At 66.0% G+C, this 16,470-nt stretch carries 15 protein-coding genes; 7 read left to right on the forward strand and 8 right to left on the reverse strand.

The window, feature by feature from the left end; all coding sequences use genetic code 11:
- Nucleotides 1–21: 21 nt before the first annotated feature.
- Nucleotides 22–303, reverse strand: coding sequence for an acyl carrier protein (locus ABUE31_RS04340; protein WP_367722257.1), 282 nt, complete (start codon nt 301–303; stop codon nt 22–24).
- A 131-nt stretch (nt 304–434) separates the two neighbouring features.
- Nucleotides 435–983 carry a histidine phosphatase family protein gene (locus ABUE31_RS04345; protein WP_367722258.1) on the reverse strand — a complete coding sequence of 183 codons (549 nt, stop codon included), beginning with the start codon at nt 981–983 and terminating at the stop codon, nt 435–437.
- Nucleotides 984–1,132: 149 nt separating this feature from the next.
- Between ABUE31_RS04345 and ABUE31_RS04350 the strand changes: the two genes are divergently transcribed.
- The 3 genes from ABUE31_RS04350 (at nt 1,133) to ABUE31_RS04360 (ending at nt 4,770) form a co-directional block, all read left to right on the forward strand.
- On the forward strand, nt 1,133–2,080 hold the full coding sequence (locus ABUE31_RS04350) for an AEC family transporter (RefSeq protein WP_367722259.1): 948 nt from the start codon (nt 1,133–1,135) through the stop codon (nt 2,078–2,080).
- 148 nt (nt 2,081–2,228) lie between these two features.
- Complete coding sequence (locus ABUE31_RS04355) at nt 2,229–3,686, forward strand: NAD-dependent succinate-semialdehyde dehydrogenase (RefSeq protein WP_367722260.1); 1,458 nt, start codon at nt 2,229–2,231, stop codon at nt 3,684–3,686.
- Nucleotides 3,687–3,750: 64 nt separating this feature from the next.
- Nucleotides 3,751–4,770 carry an aldose epimerase family protein gene (locus ABUE31_RS04360; protein WP_367722261.1) on the forward strand — a complete coding sequence of 340 codons (1,020 nt, stop codon included), beginning with the start codon at nt 3,751–3,753 and terminating at the stop codon, nt 4,768–4,770.
- Here the strand turns inward: ABUE31_RS04360 and ABUE31_RS04365 are convergent.
- The gene (locus tag ABUE31_RS04365; RefSeq protein WP_367722262.1) at nt 4,763–5,692 is read right to left on the reverse strand and encodes a sugar kinase; all 930 of its coding nucleotides are present in this window, start codon (nt 5,690–5,692) and stop codon (nt 4,763–4,765) included. The two genes, ABUE31_RS04360 and ABUE31_RS04365, sit on opposite strands and share 8 nt — an antisense overlap.
- Nucleotides 5,693–5,808: 116 nt before the next feature.
- Between ABUE31_RS04365 and ABUE31_RS04370 the strand changes: the two genes are divergently transcribed.
- The gene (locus ABUE31_RS04370) at nt 5,809–6,255 is read left to right on the forward strand and encodes a FixH family protein (protein ID WP_367722263.1); all 447 of its coding nucleotides are present in this window, start codon (nt 5,809–5,811) and stop codon (nt 6,253–6,255) included.
- A gap of 3 nt (nt 6,256–6,258) precedes the next feature.
- The gene (locus tag ABUE31_RS04375; RefSeq protein WP_367722264.1) at nt 6,259–7,470 is read left to right on the forward strand and encodes a cytochrome-c peroxidase; all 1,212 of its coding nucleotides are present in this window, start codon (nt 6,259–6,261) and stop codon (nt 7,468–7,470) included.
- A gap of 13 nt (nt 7,471–7,483) precedes the next feature.
- Here the strand turns inward: ABUE31_RS04375 and ABUE31_RS04380 are convergent, their stop codons facing one another.
- Nucleotides 7,484–7,933, reverse strand: coding sequence for an Lrp/AsnC ligand binding domain-containing protein (locus tag ABUE31_RS04380; protein ID WP_367722265.1), 450 nt, complete (start codon nt 7,931–7,933; stop codon nt 7,484–7,486).
- A gap of 141 nt (nt 7,934–8,074) precedes the next feature.
- Here ABUE31_RS04380 and putA point away from each other — a divergent pair, with 141 nt between their 5' ends.
- Nucleotides 8,075–11,689, forward strand: coding sequence for a bifunctional proline dehydrogenase/L-glutamate gamma-semialdehyde dehydrogenase PutA (gene putA / locus ABUE31_RS04385; protein ID WP_367722266.1), 3,615 nt, complete (start codon nt 8,075–8,077; stop codon nt 11,687–11,689).
- 3 nt (nt 11,690–11,692) lie between these two features.
- On the opposite strand, the gene hmuQ is transcribed toward putA, so the two are convergent.
- The 4 genes from hmuQ to ABUE31_RS04405 form a co-directional block, all read right to left on the reverse strand.
- Complete coding sequence (hmuQ, locus tag ABUE31_RS04390) at nt 11,693–12,007, reverse strand: heme-degrading protein HmuQ (RefSeq protein ID WP_367722267.1); 315 nt, start codon at nt 12,005–12,007, stop codon at nt 11,693–11,695.
- A gap of 68 nt (nt 12,008–12,075) precedes the next feature.
- Complete coding sequence (locus tag ABUE31_RS04395) at nt 12,076–13,437, reverse strand: TonB family protein (protein WP_367722268.1); 1,362 nt, start codon at nt 13,435–13,437, stop codon at nt 12,076–12,078.
- 3 nt (nt 13,438–13,440) lie between these two features.
- A complete protein-coding gene (locus ABUE31_RS04400; protein ID WP_367722269.1) occupies nt 13,441–13,878 on the reverse strand; it encodes a hypothetical protein in 438 nt (145 codons plus the stop codon).
- Nucleotides 13,879–13,880: 2 nt separating this feature from the next.
- Nucleotides 13,881–15,998 (reverse strand): TonB-dependent hemoglobin/transferrin/lactoferrin family receptor, encoded by a 2,118-nt coding sequence (locus tag ABUE31_RS04405; protein ID WP_367722270.1) that lies wholly within the window; start codon nt 15,996–15,998, stop codon nt 13,881–13,883.
- 250 nt (nt 15,999–16,248) lie between these two features.
- Between ABUE31_RS04405 and hemP the strand changes: the two genes are divergently transcribed.
- Nucleotides 16,249–16,458, forward strand: coding sequence for a hemin uptake protein HemP (hemP, locus tag ABUE31_RS04410; protein ID WP_367722271.1), 210 nt, complete (start codon nt 16,249–16,251; stop codon nt 16,456–16,458).
- Nucleotides 16,459–16,470 lie beyond the last annotated feature (12 nt).

The raw sequence follows: 16,470 nt of genomic DNA on the forward strand, positions 1-16,470 counted from the left end.
CGGCCAAACGGCCAGACGGCATCATGCCGCCTTGGCGGCAACCAGCCCGTCGATCTTGGCGCACAGGTTCTTCATCAGGAAATACTCGTCGGTCGAGACCTTGCCGTCGTTGACTTCCTGCGTCCACTTCTCCAGCGGCACCTTGATGCCGAACTCCTTGTCGATCGCGAACACGATGTCGAGGAAATCCAGGCTGTCGATGCCGAGATCGTCGATCGTGTGGCTTTCCGGAGTGATCGTTGCGATGTCGATCTCGCTGGTATCCGCGATGATCTTGGCGACTTTGTCGAAAGTGGTCGTCACAGTTCTTCCTTCAAATCCCTGCGGAACGAAGCTCCGGCGCGGTTTGTCGACCGGCTGTCTATTCGCTTTTTCCTGCCATGAAAAGGGCTGCGGGCCTTTCTGCACGGCGTACTACGAAAGGGCGCGGCCGTTCAATTGAAAATAATCCGGCCCAGAACCTTCAGCCCGTCGCCTTCCGGCGCGACAATAACGGCTTCGCCCTCCCGCGCCGTCTGGCCGGTCAGGGCCTGGATCGTCTCCAGGTGCGTTACCAGGATGAAATTGCCCGATCCCGAATAGCCGCGAATCTCCTGCATGACCGCTTCGATCTGCTGCTTCCTGGCCGTTTCGTCCGCGGCCGGCGGGTCGAGAGCCGCAAACTCCTCGGCGCCGCCGAAGGCCAGCCGGGCGGTTTCGAGCGTACGGCAGTAGCGACTGCTCAGGACGCGCTCGGTCGGCGCCGCGCGCGCCGCGAAAAGCGCGCCCATCTTGCGGGCCTGCAGCTTGCCGCGCTCGGAAAGCCTGCGCTGCGTGGAGCATTTCTCGATGTCGAAGTTCGCGGGTTCGCTCGCCCCGGGTGCCATTGCATTGCGCAACAGGACCACATGCTCGCCCTCGCGCAGCAGCGCCCAGCCGGCCTCGGTCGCGCCGGCGCTTGCCGTCAGGGCGATGAGGATTGCTGTGGTGACGATGCGAAGCATGATGCGCCTTTCTCGCGAAACACGTCAGGACATAGGGATCGGAAACAGAAAAGAAAGGCAAGCGCCGGGCCGGCGTGGCGAGGGAGCGCAGTTCCGGACATGCGCCGTCGCTGTTGCGCGCCGCCCCCGGCTGGCCTAATCGGCATGTCGTGTCACCGGTCATCGAAACCGTCCTCTTCGTCTTCGGGCTTGTCGCGCTCGGCTATCTCGCCGGCGCCACCGGCTTCCTGAAGGCCGAGGTCGGCGACGCGCTGTCCCAGTTTGCGGTCGGAGTGGCGCTGCCGCTGCTCCTGTTCAGGACCATGGTCGGCGCGGATTTCCACGGTTCCGCCCCCTGGTCGCTGTGGGCGGCCTACTTTTCCGCCGTCGTCGTGGCATGGACGGCGGGGCACCTGACCACGACGCGCATTTTCGGCCGGGATTCGCGGGCAGGGGTCGTCGGCGGGGTCGCCACCGCGTTTTCCAACCTGTTGCTCCTCGGCGTTCCCTTCATGCAGGGCGTCTTCGGCCGCGAAGGCTTCGAGATACTGTCGCTCATCATCGCCGTGCACCTGCCGGTCATGATGATGGCTTCGATCATCCTGTTCAGCATCTTCGGGCCAGCCGGCGGCGCGAAGGACCCGCTCGAGGTCGTCCGCCGCTTCGCCAGCGGCATCGCCAGGAACCCGCTGGTGATCGGCATTCTGATCGGGCTGGCCTGGCGCATGACCGGCCTGCCGCTGCCGTCGCTCGCGGCGCGGCTCGTCGACGCGCTCGCCGGCATCGCGGGGCCGCTCGCCCTGTTCGCCATGGGGCTCGGCCTCAGGAAGTTCGGCATCTCGGCGAACGTCGCGCCCGCGCTGGCGCTGTCGGCGCTGAAGCTGTTCCTGATGCCTGCGGTCGCGCTGGCGGCCGTGCTTCTGCTCGGGCTGCCGCCGCTTGCGGCGAAGGTCGTCGTCGCGGCCGCGTCGCTTCCCTCCGGCGTCAATTCCTACCTGATCGCGACGCAATTCGGCACCGGCCAGGCGCTGGCTTCCAACCAGATGACGATCAGCACCGCCTGCGCCGTGGCGACCACGGCCTTCTGGCTGACTGCCGCCCAGGCGGTCCTCGGCTGAGGCTCGGCCTTGGACCACGACCTTTCGGCCACTAGAGATTGCTGGTCCAATGCCGGCTGCTGTAGAGCATGGCGCGGACGAATGCCGCCTACGCTCCAGGCGTGAACCACTCGCAAACAGGCGCAGCGTCGCCGAAAGGGAGGCCCAGATGCTCCAGAAAACCAGCCATTTCATGCGCCAGGCCAACCTCGTCGGGGGCGAATGGGTACAGGCCGACAGCGGCGCCACGCTCGACGTGACGAACCCGGCGACCGGCCTCAAGATCGGCACGGTTCCGAAGTCCGGCAAGGCGGAGACGCGACGCGCCATCGAGGCGGCCGAGGAAGCGTTCAACTCGTGGAGGAAGACCTCCGTGCTCGAGCGCCACAAGCTTTTGCGCAAGCTGCATGACGCGATCATGGACAACCAGCAGCCGCTCGCCGAACTGCTGACGACGGAGCAGGGCAAGTCGCTTGCCGAGGCCAGGGGCGAGATTGCGATCTCGGCTGCCTACATCCTGTGGTTTGCCGAAGAGGGCCGGCGCACCTATGGCGACGTCGTCCCGTCTCCGTGGGCCGATCGCCGCATCATCACCACCAAGCAGCCCGTGGGCGTGATCGCGGCCATCACGCCGTGGAATTTCCCCTCGTCGATGCTAGCGCGCAAGCTGGGGCCGGCGTTCGCGGCCGGCTGCACCACGGTGGTAAAACCGGCATCGCAGACGCCTTATTCGGCGCTCGCCTGGGGTGTGCTTGCCGAGGAAGTCGGCTTTCCGAAGGGCGTGATCAACATCGTGACCGGATCGGCCAGCGAGATCGGCGACGAGATCTGCACCAACCCGCTCGTCAAGAAGCTGACCTTCACCGGCTCGACGGACGTCGGCAAGCTGCTGATCCAGAAATGCGCGTCGACCGTCAAGAAGGTGTCGATGGAGCTCGGCGGCAACGCGCCGTTCCTGGTCTTCGACGACGCCGACATCGACCGCGCCGTTGAAGGCGCCATCGTCGCCAAGTACCGCAATTCGGGCCAGACCTGCGTCTGCACCAACCGCTTCCTCGTCCAGGCCGGCGTCTACGACGCGTTCGTGGAAAAGCTGGCGGCGGCGACTGCCGGGCTCAAGGTCGGCTCGGGTTTCGAGGAGGGCACGCAGCAGGGTCCGCTGATCGACGAAAAAGCGGTCGAGAAGGTCGAAGAGTTCGTCGACGACGCCAAGGCGAAGGGCGCGCGCGTCGTGGCCGGCGGCAAGCGCCATGCACTCGGCGGCTCGTTCTTCGAGCCGACAGTGATCGCCGACGCCACGCCGTCGATGAAGTTCATGAAGGAAGAAATCTTCGGGCCGGTGGCGCCGGTCTTCAAGTTCGAGACCGAGGAAGAGGCGGTTCGGCTCGCCAACGACACCGAGTTCGGTCTCGCCGCATATTTCTACACCGGCGACCTCGGGCGCGCGTTCCGCGTCATGGAAGGCCTGAAGTACGGCATGGTCGGCGTCAACGAGGGGCTGATCACTACGGTCGAGGCGCCTTTCGGCGGCGTGAAGGAATCCGGGCTCGGCCGCGAAGGCGGACATCAGGGCATCGAGGACTATCTCGACACCAAATATGTCTGCCTGGGCGGCCTGGGCCTCTGATTCCTCTTGCGATCCGGGGCAACCCGGCGTCTCCTTGGCATGCAGGTCCTGAGCGGAGACTGATATGGCAGAGGGCGGGATATTCGGGCGGACCGAGGCCGGCGACCCCGTTCATCGCTTCCGCATTGCCGGAGGAGGGCTGACCGCGCATGTCCTCGATTGGGGCGCGGTCGTCCAGGATCTACGTCTCGATGGCCATGAGCCGCCGCTGGTCCTGGGCTTCGACCGCTTCGACGACTACCCCGCGCATTCGCCCTACATGGGCGCGATAGCGGGCCGTTTCGCAAATCGCATCGCCAACGGGCGCTTTTCCATCGGCGGCACCCAGTACCAGGCTGACCGGAACTTCCTGGGCAAGCATACGCTGCATGGCGGCAGCCAGAGCTTCGGCAACCGGATGTGGGAGGTGCTGCTGCGCGGCCAGGATTTTGTCACCCTGGCCCTGCACGATCCCGCGGGAAGCATGGGTTTCCCGGGCGCTCTCGACGTCACCTGCACCTACCGTATGAAGATTCCCGGCACGCTTTCGGTCGAACTGTCGGCGACATGCGATCAGCCGACGCTCTGCAACCTTGCGCATCATTCCTATTTCAACCTGGACGACGGCGGCAGCGGCGACATTCTCGATCATCAAATGATGCTGGCGGCCGACGCTTACCTGCCGGTCGACGCGGAACTGATCCCGACCGGCGTTGTCGAACCGGTCGACGGAACGGTTTTCGACTTCCGCCGGTCGCGCCCGATCCGCCTGGAACAGGAAGGCGAACAGGTCCCCTACGACCATAATTTCTGCCTCGCCGCGGCGCGCGGGCCGTTGAGACGGATCGCCTCCGTGCGGGGCGCGTCGTCCTGCGTCGGGATGGAGGTCTGGTCGACCGAACCAGGCGTGCAGTTCTATGCCGGTGCGCATGTCGGCCGGACGGTGCCCGGCCACGGCGGCCGGATATACAGGGACTATGCAGGGTTCTGCCTCGAGCCGCAGACATGGCCGGACGGCCCGAACCGTCCCTACTTCCCGCAGGCGGTCCTGTGGCCGAACGAAATCTACCGGCAGGTCACCGAGTACCGCTTCGGCGTCAGCTAGGTCGAAAGGCGGCGCGCAGGGTTTCGAACGGTGCGAGTGCGCCGCGTACCTGTACGACGGCGGCGGCTACGGCGTGCGCCGTGCGAGCGGCCTCGACCGGCGGCGAACCCGCCAGCCGCGCCGCCAGATAGCTGCCGTTGAAGGAATCGCCCGCGCCGGTCGTGTCCACCGGCTCCGCCACATGGACGGCGGGCACGCTCTCGACTGCGCCATCGTTGCAGACCAAGGCCGGCAGTTCGCCGTTCTTGACGACGATTTCCTTCACCCCCACCGCGGCAAGGCGGCTTGCCGTATCCTCGGGGGTAGCGTCGCCGTAGAGGCTTTGTTCGTCGGGGAAAGTCGGCAATGCGATGTCGACGATCGACGCGGCTTCGTCGATCGCTGCGCGGGCGGCATCCGTCGATGCCCACAGGCGTGGCCTATAGTTGGGGTCGAAGGCGACGAGGCTGCCGGCCTTGCGGGCGCGATCGACGGCGTCGATCAGGGTTTTGCGCGCGGCGGGCTCCAGGATTGCCAATGTGATTCCGGAAAAGTAGACAAGCGACTGATTTTCGAGGCTTTTTGACAGTCGACCGGGATCGGAGGCGAGCTGGCGCGCTGCGGAATCTCCGCGCCAATAGGTGAAGGAGCGTTCGGCGCCGGTCAGCGTGATGGCATAGAGGCCGGGTCGGGCGCCCGCGATGATCGGGCTTTCGCCGATCCCGATTCCGTTGGCTTGGAAGAAGGCGATCTGCTCCTTCGAGAAAGGATCGTCGCCGAAAGCGGAGACGTAGCTGGCCTCGCGTTCCGGCCCGCTCAGGGCGCGCAGCGCCCAGAGCGTGTTCAGCGTGTCTCCCGCAAACCCCATTCGCCAGTCTGCGCCAGTCCTGCCGGACAGTTCCAGCATGCATTCGCCGATCGACGCGATTCCGTCCCTTGCCATCTGTTCCCTCCGGATTCGCAGACGCTATAGCTTTTCGGAGGGCGCGAAGCCATGCTTCGGCCGCGTCAAGGACGGGATGACGGGCGCACCGGCGGTCGTTATCCAAACTCATGGAGATGGCATTGAAATCAGTCTGGCTTTACGCGCTGGCGGTCGTCGGGCTCATGCTTGCGGCGTTCGGTGCGTTCGTGGCGTCGCCGGGCGCCAGTCCGCCGCAAGCCGCGCTCGATCAGTCGCGGACCCGAACTTCCGCCGCAGGCCTCTATGTCGCTTCCGTCGAGCCGCAGGTTGCGGAGATACGGCAGGGTGAATTGCACGCCTGGATCCTGACCGTGAAAACCGCCGGTGGCAGTCCGCTCGACGACGCGGTGATCACGGTAGAAGGGGGCATGCCCGACCACAATCACGGTCTGCCGACTGCGCCCGAGATGACGCAATCCCTGGGCGGGGGACGCTATCTCGTCGAGGGAATCAAATTCTCGATGACCGGGTGGTGGGAGTTGAAGTTCGGGATTTCCGCGCCGGCCGGAACAGACACGGTTACCTTCAACCTTGTGCTTTGAGCGATGACCCGGCGCTGGCGAGGATCGATCTGCGCGGCCTTGCTGGCATCGGCCGGGATTCTGGGCGGATGCGGAGCCGACGACCTCACCGACGCCGAAAAGGCCATCGTCGTCTCCCTTTCCCTGTCTTCGCTGCCGGCGCTGCCTGCCGACCCCACCAACAGGTACGCAGACGATCCGGCGGCCGCGGCTCTTGGCGCGACGCTCTTCTTCGACCAGCGCATGAGCCGCGACGGCGCCGTTTCCTGCGCGACCTGCCACAAGATCGACCGCCAGTTCCAGGACGACCTGCCGCTCGGCAAGGGGGCAGGCACGACCAACCGGCGCACGATGCCGCTTGCAGGTGTCGCCTGGGGTCCATGGTTCTTCTGGGACGGACGCCGCGACAGTCTCTGGGCGCAGGCGCTGGCGCCGCTGGAGGATCCGCGCGAACACGCCGGCACGCGCACCTTCTATGCGCATTTCATGAAGGAGGCGTTCGGCGAGCGCTATGAGCGGATCTTCGGCCCGCTGCCGGATCTTTCCGCCGTGCCGGCCGACGCCGGTCCGCTTGGCACTGAAGCGCAGCGGTCCGCCTGGGCGGCGATGACGCCTATGCAGCAGGAGGCGGTGGACCGCGTCTTCTCCAATATCGGCAAGGCGATCGCGGCATTCGAACGCTCGCTCGCGCCGGAGGAAACACGCTTCGACCGGTTTGCCAGGGCGTTGGCAACCGGCAAGGTACCCGGGGCCGGTGAGACCCTCTCAGCCGAGGAGATAGCGGGGCTCAGGCTTTTCATAGGCAAGGCCGCTTGCTCGACCTGCCATACCGGTCCGCGCCTGACCGACGATTCCTTTCACAACACCGGCGTTCCGGCGGTGACAGGGCTTCCGGAGGATATCGGGCGCGCGAAGGGGGCCATGGATGTCGCAGCTGATCCGTTCAATTGCCTCGGCAGGTTCAGCGACGCCGGACCGGACGCCTGCGGCGAGTTGCGCTTCACGGTGAGGGACGCGTCGCAACTCGAAAGGGCCTACAAGCCGCCATCATTGCGCGGCGCGGCGACGCGCCCGCCCTACATGCACGCCGGTCAGTTCGCGACGCTGAGGGAGGTCGTCGACCACTATGCGGCCGCCCCTGCAGCGCCCTCCGGCCTGTCGGAACTCCATCCCATCGAGCTTTCTGAGCGGGAGCGCCAGCAGTTGATCGCGTTCCTCGAAACGCTGGCCAACTAGTCGGGCCGCCGCCTCAGCGGTCCTTGACGGTTTCCATCGCGACGAAGGTCGAGGTCTGCGCCACATGGGGCAGGGCGGAGATGCGCTCGCCGAGTACCCGCCGGTACGCCGCAATGTCCTTGGTGCGCACCTTGAGCAGATAGTCGAAACTGGCCGCGATCATGTGGCACTGCTCGATCTCGGCGACCTCGGCGACGGCGCGGTTGAAGGCATCGAGTGCGATGGAACGCGTGTCCGAGAGCTTTACCTGGACAAAGGCGACGTGGCCTTCGCCCATGCGTTCGCGGTCGATGACGGCTGCGTAGCCGCGGATGTAGCCGTCCTTCTCCAGCCGTTTGACGCGCGCCTGCACGGGGGTCTTGGAGAGGCCGACCCGCGTCGCGAGTTCCGGCATCGACATCCGTCCTTCGCGCGAAAGCGCGGCGAGGATGTTCCGGTCTATGCGGTCCAATCGGTCTGTCATTTTCCAGATCGTGGGCAAATTGTTGAAATGCGTGGCCCTGAAATAGGCCGATGTACGCGCAATGTCGAGTTGTTCAGATCGCGCGGGAATGCGGATCGTGCTAGATATGGCGTCAGGAACCCATCACCTCCGGGATAGGCCATGACGACCCTCGCTGCCCTGCGCCGCAAGATCAGAGACAACTACCTGCCCGACGAAGCGGCTGCGCTGAAGCGCCTGGTCGGCGAGGCCGGACTTGGCGAGGCCGAGCGGGCCGCGATCTCCGGGCGCGCCGCCGACCTGGTGCGGTCGGTGCGCAGTTCGTCGGACCCGCGGCTGATGGAGGTTTTCCTGTCCGCCTATGGCCTGTCGACCAAGGAGGGCGTGGCGCTGATGTGCCTTGCCGAGGCGCTGCTGCGGGTCCCGGACACCGAAACGATGGACGAACTGATCCGCGACAAGATCGCCCCGCAGGACTGGTCCGCGCAGTCCGGGAGTTCCGCATCCATGTTCGTCAACGCCTCGACCTGGGCGCTAATGCTGACGGGGCGCGTGCTGGAGGAGGGCGAGGGCACGATCGAGCGGACGCTGCGCTCGATGGTGCGGCGGCTCGGTGAGCCGGTCATCCGGACGGCCGTCGCCGCGGCGATGCGGGAGATGGGCGAGCAGTTCGTGCTGGGCCGCACCATCGCGGAAGCCGTCAAGCGCGGCCGCCCGCTGACCGCGAAAGGCTATCTCTACTCCTACGACATGCTGGGCGAAGCCGCGCGAACCGAAGCCGACGCGCTGCGCTATTTCGAGGCCTACCGCAATGCGATCGGGGCGCTCGCAAGACACGCGCGAGGCGATGACATCCGCTTCAACCCGGGCATCTCGGTGAAGCTCTCGGCGCTTCATCCCCGCTATGAGCAGGCGCAGAGGGAGGCCATGCTGCCGGTCATGGCGGAGCGGCTTCTGGCCCTGGCGGTGGCGGCGCGTGACGCCCGCATGGGCCTCAACATCGACGCGGAGGAGGCCGACCGCCTTGACCTTTCCCTCGATGTCATCGAGCGCGTGCTGGCGGATCCGCAGCTTGCCGGGTGGAACGGTTTCGGCGTCGTGGTGCAGGCCTACGGGCCGCGCTGCGCCTTCGTCATCGACTGGCTCCATGCGCTCGCCGAAAAACACGAACGCAAGATCATGGTCCGGCTGGTCAAGGGCGCCTATTGGGACACCGAGATCAAGCGCGCCCAGGTGCTGGGGCTGAGCGGCTTTCCTGTGTTCACCCGCAAGGCGAACACCGACGTCTCCTACATCGCCTGCGCGCGCCGCCTGCTGTCGATGACCGATCGCATCTACCCGCAGTTCGCCACCCATAACGCGCACAGCGTCGCGGCCATCCTGGCGATGGCGCCTGACACCGACTGTTTCGAGTTCCAGCGGCTGCACGGCATGGGCGAAGAGCTGCACGAGGCCGTCCGCAAGTCCGAGGGCACCCGATGCCGCATCTACGCGCCGGTCGGCGCCCATTCCGACCTGCTCGCCTATCTGGTGCGCCGGCTGCTGGAGAACGGCGCGAACTCGTCCTTCGTGCATCAACTGACCGACACGGACGTGGCGCCGGAAACGATCGCACGCGATCCGTTCGACGTGGTGGCCGAGCAGGGGCCGGCCACCAATCCCTTCATCCCTGCGCCCGCCGACATCTTCCCGCAGCGGCGAAACTCGACCGGTTTCGACATCACCGACCCGACCATGCTTTCCCGCATCGAGAAGGAAAAGTCCGATTTCCTGGATATGGGGCGCTGGTCCGCCGGCACGGTCACGCGCGCGGCTGGATCCGGTTCCAAGCGGGCCATCCTAAATCCTGCCCGGGTCAAGGACGTAGTAGGCGAGGTGACCGAAGCGTCGTCGAAGCAGGTGTCGTCCGCCGTACGCCTTGCCGTCGCGGCCCAGCCCGCCTGGGCGGCGCTTCCGGTCGCCCAGCGTGCGACAATCCTGCGCCGCGCGGCCGATCTCTATGAGAGCAATGCCGTTGAGTTCTTCGCGCTCGCCACGCGCGAGGCCGGCAAGACGCTGGCGGACGCCATCGCCGAGGTGCGCGAGGCCGTCGATTTCCTGCGCTACTACGCGGCGGAGGCGCCGACCGTCGAGGCGGGCACCGCGGCGCGCGGCGCCATTGCCTGCATCTCGCCCTGGAACTTTCCGCTGGCCATCTTCACCGGTCAGATCGCCGCAGCGCTGGTCACCGGCAACTCGGTGATCGCCAAGCCGGCAGAGCAGACGCCCCTGATCGCCGCGCGCGCCGTTTCGCTGCTGCACGAGGCCGGCGTGCCGGAGGATGTGATCCAGTTGCTCCCGGGCGATGGCCCGTCTGTCGGCGCGCCGCTGACCGCCGACCCCCGGATTGCCGGCGTCTGCTTCACGGGCTCGACAGAGGTCGCCAAGGCGATCGAGCGCCAGCTCGCCAGGACCGCCGAGCCGGACGCGATGCTGATTGCGGAGACCGGCGGCTTGAACGCCATGATCGTGGATTCAACCGCGCTGCCGGAACAGGCGGTGCGCGACATTCTCGCCTCGGCATTCCAGAGCGCCGGCCAGCGCTGCTCCGCATTGCGCATCCTCTACGTCCAGAAAGACGTCGAGAAGAAGGTGGTGGAAATGCTGAAGGGCGCGCTCGAGGCCCTCGTCGTCGGCGATCCCTGGCAGATATCGAGCGATGTCGGGCCGCTGATCGATGACGATGCAATGAAGACAATCGGCGGCTATTGCGCCGAGATGGAAAAGCAGGGTCGGCTGATCGCCAGGCTCGACGCGCCGTCCGGAGGCCGTTTCGTGCCGCCCCATATCTTCCGCGTTTCGGGCATCGAGGAGATGGACCGGGAGATCTTCGGACCGGTACTGCATGTCGCGACGTTCGACGCCGACGAGATCGACGACGTGGTCATGTCGATCAATCGCAAGGGCTTCGGCCTTACCTTCGGTCTGCACACGCGCATCGAGGCGCGGGTCCAGCACATCGTCGACGGCATCCATGCCGGCAATATCTACGTCAACCGCAACCAGATCGGCGCTGCCGTCGGCTCGCAGCCGTTCGGCGGGGAGGGGCTTTCCGGAACCGGACCAAAAGCGGGCGGCCCGCACTATCTCAGGCGTTTCAGGAAGGCGGTATCGGGCAACCAGATTGAGCCGGCGCCCGGCGCAACAACGAGCCTGGCAGAGCTTCAAGACAACCTGCCCGACCCCTCGCTCAAGGGATGGTCGACGCGCGCGGACCGCGTGGCCGTCCTGCGCAAGCATCTGCGCGGCAAGGGCGCGGCCGCGATTGCCGCCGCGGCGAGCGTCGATTTTGGGCCGGTCGACCTGCCGGGACCGACCGGCGAGGCCAATTCACTGACGCTGGCTCCGCGCGGGCGCGTGCTGTGCCTCGGCCCGGACGCGGACACTCTCCTGACCCAGGCGATCCAGGCGCTGGCGGCTGGCAACGCGGTGCTTGCCGTCGCGCCGGGCGCGCCGGCGTCGCTCCAGGCGCTGACCGGCAAGGGACTTCCGCTCGCGGCAATCAACGGTGTCGTCGATACCGCCGACCTCGGCGCGCTCCCCATCGATGTCGTCGCCTTTTCAGGTTCCGCAGACGCCGCGCGCGCCATCCGCGCGGCGCTGGCGCAGAAATCCGGACCGATCGTGCCGCTTGTCACCGAGGTGCTTTATCCGGCGATCTACGCACACGAACGCTCGGTGTGCGTCGACACGACGGCCGCGGGCGGCAATGCGAGCCTGCTCGCCGGCGCCGGCTGAGGGTCAGGCCCCTTCGACGACCGAGAACCCCTCGAACTGGGGGTGGCCGAGATAGTGGACGTCGTTGGCGCCGGCGTTGCGGTGCGCAGCGCGGAAGTTCTCGGACTTCGTCCAGGCCGTGAAGTCGTCCTTGCTGGCCCAGACGGTATGCGAGGCGAACAGCGTATAGCCTTCGGCCTGGTTTTCCGGGCCGCGCAGCAGGTGGAACTGCTTGAAGCCGGCCATCTCGTGGAGCTTCGAGTCACGGCTCTTCCAGATGTTTTCGAAGGCCTCCTCCGAGCCCTTCTTCACCTTGAAGCGGTTCATTGCAATAAACATCAGTTCGCTTGTCCTTGCTCTCTGGGCCGTCACTTTGACCGCCATTCTGGTCTACGGATCGGGCTTGCTCAACGGATGAACGCCAGGGGAATCGAGAATTCCCAGGTCGAACGCCCGGCCGTGGCCGGTATCGGCGGGAATGGCGCCGCCTTGCGGACAGCCTGGAGCGCCGCCTGATCGACGCTGCCTACCCCCGAGCTGCGCGCGATCCTGGCCGCGTGCACGCTGCCGTTCGAACTGACGGCGAAAGTGACGACGACCTCGCCCCGACCCTTGGCACGGACCGCACGCGCCACCCGCGCCAACTTGGAGCGGACCTTGCCCGGATAGTTGGAGACGGCCGCGTTGCCGGCCTCGCCGTTCCTGGAGCCGCCGCGGCTCGCCTGGCGGTTGTCGCCGCGCGCCTGGCCGTCCGCTGCGCCTCTCTTGGCGCTGGCCTGGTTGCGGCCGCCATCGCCAGATCTCCTGGGCTTTGCGGTCGGCTTTTCGGCAACGTTCTTGCTGTCTTCGACCTTCTTCGGCCGGGCGGGAGGCTTCTTCTCAGCGTCCGGCGGCGGTTCGACGACGGGCGTCACGGTTTCCGCCGGCAAGGTGGCAGCCTCGGTCGGCGGTGGTCGCTCCGCGTGGACGGCTTCGGCGATCTCGACGGCCTTCTCTGCCTGTGCCGGGGCAGGTTGCTGGACGAAGGTGTCGTCACCCACCGGCTTGGCCCTGTCCGTCGCCAGCACTTCCGGAATGGTTTCGGATGCGGCGGGAGCAGGGGCGACCTCGGCGCCGACAGGCGTCGCGCGCGGAGCCGGCCGCTCCTCGATCCGCTCCGCCGGTTCCTCCGCCTCGGCACTTGTCGGCTCGATGGCTTCAGGCAGCCGCTCCCTGACCGGCTGCAACGTTTCGCGCTCGACAGGCATGGCTTCTGAGACATCGACGTCAGCAACGACTTCCTCGGTCGGTACCGTCTCGGCTTCAACCTTTACCGGAACGGCGTCCAGGACCGTAATCATCGTCACGTCGACGGCGTTTTCAGCATTGAAGTCCCCGGCCTGCGCCTGGTCGAAAGCGGCGTTGCCCATCGACGCTTCGCCAGACGACGTCATGCCCTCCATCAGCACCGGCTCCTCCGGCGCAAAGATGAAGAATGCCGCGACTGCCACGTGAAGGACGCAGGATGCGGCCAGCGCCAGGGTCCACTTGCGGCGAACGCCGACCCGCCGGCACGGCGCCGGCCCGAGCGGCTCGGTCGCCGTGTGGGTGAATCGGCCATCGATGTCGGGTCGAAGGTGCCGCTCGGGCGCGTCGCGGCTTCCGCTCTGAACCGCGCCGCGCGGGATGGCGAGATCGGGATCGTCCCGTTCGAGCCCAGCCAGGACAATCCCGGCGAGCGGCCAGACCGGCCGACCGGGAGTGAAGGCTGGTTCGGGAGCGGGCGCCATCACCTACAGGCCGAAGGCGATGTTCGACCTGGTCTGCGGCTTGAGCCGGGCGAGGCAGGCTTTCGGGTCAATGCCTGCGCCGGCGCAATCGGTGGCGCTATTGATGAGGACGCGGCTGATCTGCGCGCAGTCGGCGCCGGCAAGGTCGAACCGGGTGACCTTCGTCTTGCCGGCCGGCAGTTCGTTGAAGTCGAGCACGGTGATCCGGTCGACGACGCCCGCCTCGTTGAAGAGCGCGATCTCGAAGGCCGCCTTGCCGAGTTCGCCGCCCAGATTGTTGGTGACCACGAAAGTCAGGCGGCAGCCCTTGTCCGAGGGCTGGACGCCGTTCAGTTCGAGCACGAGGCCTGGGTCGGGCGCAGGGGCGTCCTGCGCGGCAACGGGGGAGGCCGCGGCGAAAAACGCCGCGGCCAGGATGTGAAACGTTCGGGCATGGTTCATCGTCAGCCACCGAACCGCATGGTCGCCGCGAGCTTCAATGAGATGCCGGGTTCGTAGACGACGTCTGTGGTCGAAGCATTGAGCGGGTTCGTGTAGGTCTGGTCGAGCAGGTTGTCGACGCGCGCGTTGAACTTGAGATCGTCGGTCGCCTGATAGCTGGCGAACAGATTGACCAGAGTATAGTCCCTGGCGATCGCGTTGCCGGCCGGCGCGCCGTTGAACTGCACCTCGCCGCCGACGACCAGCCGGTCCTCGAGGAACCGGAAGCCCAGTTGCCCGGTGACCTGCGACGAGGGAATGGTCGTGAGGTCCTCGTGCTCTCCGTCGTAGCTGACCGTGTAGCCATCGATGATGGACACGGCGAGCCCGGCAAAGCCCCAATGCGCGTCATAGACGCTTTCAAGTTCGAAGCCGCGGATCTTTGCGTTCGCGAAGTTCTGGTACTGGTAGCAGAAGGGCGCCGCGCCGGGGCCGGGCGTGAAGGTGCAGTTGTCGAACGGGTCGCTGAATGCCGAGATGGTGGCGCCGCCGATGTAGTCATCGATGTCGTTGGCGAAATACGCGGCCTTGAGGCGCAGACTGTCGTCTGCCTGGAAAATGCCGTCCTGGCTGTGGTTGACGCCGAACTCGATCGTATGCGCCGTCTCCGGCACAAGGTCGGGGTTCGGCAGGAACGGGAAGACGACGCCGTTTGGATGCAGTCCGCTGATCAGCGTTTCCGACAGCGAGGGGGAACGATAGCCCTCAGCGTAGGTGCCGTAGACCTGCAGCCCGGGCAATCCGATCGATTCGAATGGCGAGACGCCGACCGTGATGCGTGGAGAGACCCGGTCGCCGCTGGCTTCGCCGACATCGCTGGTCAGTTCGTAGCTGTCGTAGCGCAGTGCGCCCACGACTTCGAGCCACTCCCAGGTGAACTTCTCCTGTATGTAGGCTCCCGAAACGCGCCGCGTGCCCGACGGCGTGTAGATGTCGCTTCCGCCCTCCGGACTGGTCGTGACGACATCGTCCCGTACCCAGTCGCCGCCGTATGTCAGTTCGTGGCTGATGGCGCCGGTGTCGAAACGCGAGGTGTTCGAGAGGTCGACGCTCGGCGTCTCCACGTCATAGGTGGTAAGCGATCCGGCGGGGATGACGATCGGCAACCCCGTCACCGAACTGTAGCGCGCCACGTCGGTGAGATAGGTCTGCGTCATGTCCGTCCTGTTGAAGGCGGCGTTGAGGTGCAGGTCGAGCCAGCTCTCGTTCTCGTCCCTGATGTTGTAGCGGCCGGTAAAGGTGTTCTGCCTGGTTTCCATGTCATAGGCGTCGCCGCCTTCGGTCCAGCTGTCGTCCGCGCCGACCCAGCCAAGCTTGAGTTCGCTGTTCTCGGTCGGCCGGATGGTCGACTTCAGCATGCCGCTCAGGACGTCGAAGGCGCTGCCCGGGACCTCGTCGCCGTTGCCGTCGGTATATTCGCCGTAGTCGCGCCAGACGACGTTGCCGAGCACGTCGAAATTGTCGGTGAAGCGGTATGCGCCGGTCGCGCTGGTCGTCCAGCCCTGGCCGTTCGTGTCATAGCGGCCGGTGACCGACCCGCCCCAGTTTTCCCCGTCGCGCAGGAAGTCGTCGGCATCCTTTGTGTCCATCACCACGACGCCGCCGATCGCGCCTGATCCGTAGGTGTTGGCGACGGGCCCGCGGACGACGTCGACCTGCTTCAGCAGTTCCGGGTCGAGCCAGAACATCGATTGGGTGCCGTGCCCCGAGCGCTGAAAATTCTGGCGGGCGCCGTCGACGATGACGGCGACGCGGCCGAAGTCCTGGAGGCCGCGGATGTTTACGCTCGACGCCGTGCGGTTGGCGTCGGTCTGCATCGTGATTCCCGGTACGCCGAAGAAGATGTCCTGCGGCGTGCTCGCCATCCGCCTTTCCAGCTGCTCCTGATCGACCTGGCTGACCGAAGCCATCTGCTCGATCGCGCTTTCGCCGGTGCGGCTGACGATCGTGATCTTGTCGAGCGCGGTCGCGCCGCCCGCAACCGGCGCCGCCTGTTCATCCGACTGCGGCGCGTCCCCGCCGACGACGATCGGTTCTTCCGCTTCCTGCGCCCAGCCCGCCTGCGCGACCAACAACGTCATCGCGGCTCCGCCCAGCAGAATCGCCATATTCCGGCCAACCAGCCCCATGTCCCAACTCCAAATGCCTGATCTCGATGCTGGCTGGCACGGCGCTCGCTCGCATTTTCATAGTCCCCGGAACGCTTTAAATGTTGACTCATTTAGTCCGGTATTGCACTGACTAGTAAACATGATTATTCGAGTCAAGAAAACAAATCGCCTTGCAACCCGGTCAGTTTCCGAGCCGGCGGATTGAGGAAAGGAGCGGACGATGAACAGCCACAACCCGCATGAATTCAGGTTCCGGTCGCGGCGTCCGGTCCACGACCAACGGGTCGAGTACAGCGCGCTTCCGCTGCCGCCGCGCACCGTCTCCAGCGAGGCGCTTTTCAACGGCCTCTACGAGATCGGCATCGATCACGCAGGCTCGCTCTACCGCCTCAAGATCACCCGTCAGGGCAAGCTCATCCTCAACAAGTAGCCGCAAGCAGAC

This window comes from Mesorhizobium marinum, from assembly GCF_040813675.1.
Taxonomy (GTDB): domain Bacteria; phylum Pseudomonadota; class Alphaproteobacteria; order Rhizobiales; family Rhizobiaceae; genus Mesorhizobium_K; species Mesorhizobium_K marinum.